1 protein-coding gene and 1 pseudogene are annotated in these 2,341 nt (G+C 62.8%); one reads left to right on the forward strand and one right to left on the reverse strand.

Annotation, left to right across the window (positions count from 1 at the left end):
- Positions 1 to 101: 101 nt before the first annotated feature.
- The gene (locus tag ACIRD8_RS37785; RefSeq protein WP_404002313.1) at positions 102 to 599 is read right to left on the reverse strand and encodes a cupin domain-containing protein; all 498 of its coding nucleotides are present in this window, start codon (positions 597 to 599) and stop codon (positions 102 to 104) included.
- 589 nt (positions 600 to 1,188) lie between these two features.
- Here ACIRD8_RS37785 and ACIRD8_RS37790 point away from each other — a divergent pair.
- Positions 1,189 to 2,235, forward strand: a pseudogene (locus ACIRD8_RS37790) (MFS transporter); the annotation flags it as partial.
- Positions 2,236 to 2,341 lie beyond the last annotated feature (106 nt).

Genomic DNA, 2,341 nt, shown 5'->3' on the forward strand with positions numbered 1-2,341 from the left:
CCCATCATGCACACGACATGACATGACGGAGGAACCGTCCCGTCACCCACGAACGGGTGACACCACATCATCAGGAACGGGACTTAACGTCCTCTCAGCCTTCAGCCTTCGGCCAGTGCAGCGTTCCACACGGGGCTGTCGACGTAGTGGTTGTCGAAGCGCTCCGAGGACGCCTTGATCTCCTCGAAGTCGGCTTCGCCGCGCATCACCCGGCCCAGGAGGCGCAAATAGTCGAAGCGCTCCATCCCCGGCGTGAAGGTGAACAGCACGTCCGCCGTGCAGCCCGCGGCGGCGGCGAAAGCGTGCGGGGTGTGCGGAGGTACGAGCAGGAAGTCACCCGCGCTCAGCACGGTGATCGCCTCCCCCAAGAGGACGCGCAGGGATCCGTCCATGACATAGAACGTCTCTGCGGCTCGGGTGTGGAAGTGCGCCGGCGCCCCCACCGCCCCTTCGGCAAAGGTCGAGCGGTAGCTGGTCAACAGCCCGCCTGTCGCCTCGGAGTCCGCCAGCAGTGTCATCGCGCTGCTGGGGTCGCTCGTCGTCTCCGCCTCGGCGGCCCGCGTCACAACCGGCGCAAAATCGGTACGGATGCTGCTCATTGAGTGCGCTCCTCTTGGTAGCCGGCGTTTCCGTCGCCCTGGTGATCACCATTCTGAACGGCGAGTTGACCGGATGTGTGGGGCAATCCATCCGCGGATTCCTGGGCCAATCTCACGACACCCCTGCCCTGAGCCCATGACGTGTCTTGCACCTGGACACCCTTCGACTGTGTGACGTAACAGCTGCGGCTGTTCCACTCCTTCGAGGGCACACCGACCACGGGTGGCCTGAGCTTCTCGCTCGCATCTCCATCCGCCTGAGCAATCCTCACCGAGGGCACAGGACGCGGTGCGACAGCTCACTGGAGGGCATGAAATGCACCCGGTCGCAACTCTCAGGAAGTCACACATTCCTTCAAATCGCAAATTCGTCGGAGGGCACAAAACTATTCGGTCCGCAAATACGGCAGAGGGCATGGATTCCGTTCAGTCGCAACAGCATCGGCAAGAAAGTCCGGGCTTGACGGCGTCATGGAATCTACTTATGGTCCACTCGTTCAGGTTCCCGCCGAACGATATCCGAAGGGTGTTCATGACCACGCCTCCAACGTTGCCGAAGTTCAGGCAGCAGTTGATTCTTGCCGTTCTCATGTTGTGTTCGCTGCTGATTTGGCTGGACAACACAGTCCTGAGTACTGCGCTGGAGACCCTCGCAGATCCGGCCCGCGGCCTGGGAGCCGATCCCGGTCAGCTGCAATGGGCGACCGGTTCGTACACTCTGGCCTTCGCCACATTGATGTTCACCGCAGGAATACTGGGCGATCGCTTCGGTCACCGGACTGTGTTCTCCGGTGGCTTGGTGATCTTCGGCGGGTCCTCGCTGTGGGCGGCGTACGCAAGTGATGCGGGCCAGCTGATTGTGGCTCGAGCCGCGATGGGGGTGGGCAGCGCGCTGATCACGCCCGCCATGCTGGCCATCCTCATGTGGACCTTCACCGGCCCCGCGCGAGCAGCCGCGGTCGGTATTTTCTCGACTTCGGCCGGTGTCGGAATGGCTGCCGGACCGGTGCTCGCGGGGTTCCTGCTGGAACATTTCTGGTGGGGCTCGGTCTTTTTGATCAATGTCCCGGTCACGGTATTGGCGTTGGCCGGGCTCGCCGCGCTGGTTCCGAATTTCCGCAGCCCCACTCTGCGACCACTGGACCCCGCTGGAATGTTGCTGTCGATCAGCGGACTCGTGGCGTTGGCCTACGGACTGATCCGAGCGGGACAGGTGGCGGCGTGGAGTCGCACCGACGTCTGGGCGCCGATAGTTGCCGGTCTGGTTCTGCTGGCCGTTTTCGTACTCGTCGAACTGCGCGTCAAGGTGCCCAGCTTTGATCCTCGCCTGCTCGCGCAACGCACATTCGGTGGCGGCAATGTGGCGCTCGGATTGCTGCTCTTCGCCGTCTCCGCCATCACCTTCTACAACGCGTTCTATCTGCAAGGCGCGCTCGGATTTTCACCGATGAAGGCGGGTTTGGCCAATATCCCGACCGCACTCGGCGCGCTCGCGGGGGCTCCCCTCGCCTCGCGCCTGGTTCGCCGTCTGTCGCTGGGCCCCGTCACCGTCCCGGTGCTGACCGTGGCCGCGCTGACGATGGACGGTTACGGATTCCTCGGACTCCAGACTCCACTCGTCTGGATCGAGATCCTGTTGTTGCTACAGACCGGATTCAACCGGTCGTTGCAACACCGGCCTTTTGATGCAACTGTAGCTGCTCGTTGAACGCTTCGGCAGGTGTCTTCCAGCCGAGCGTCTT

The sequence above is a fragment of the Streptomyces sp. NPDC102451 genome (assembly GCF_044765485.1).
In the GTDB taxonomy this organism is placed as follows: Bacteria; Actinomycetota; Actinomycetes; order Streptomycetales; family Streptomycetaceae; genus Streptomyces.

Excerpts from the sequence above, each read along its gene's own strand:
- ACIRD8_RS37785 (WP_404002313.1), bottom strand. The coding sequence starts at position 599 with ATGAGCAGCATCCGTACCGATTTTGCGCCGGTTGTGACGCGGGCCGCC.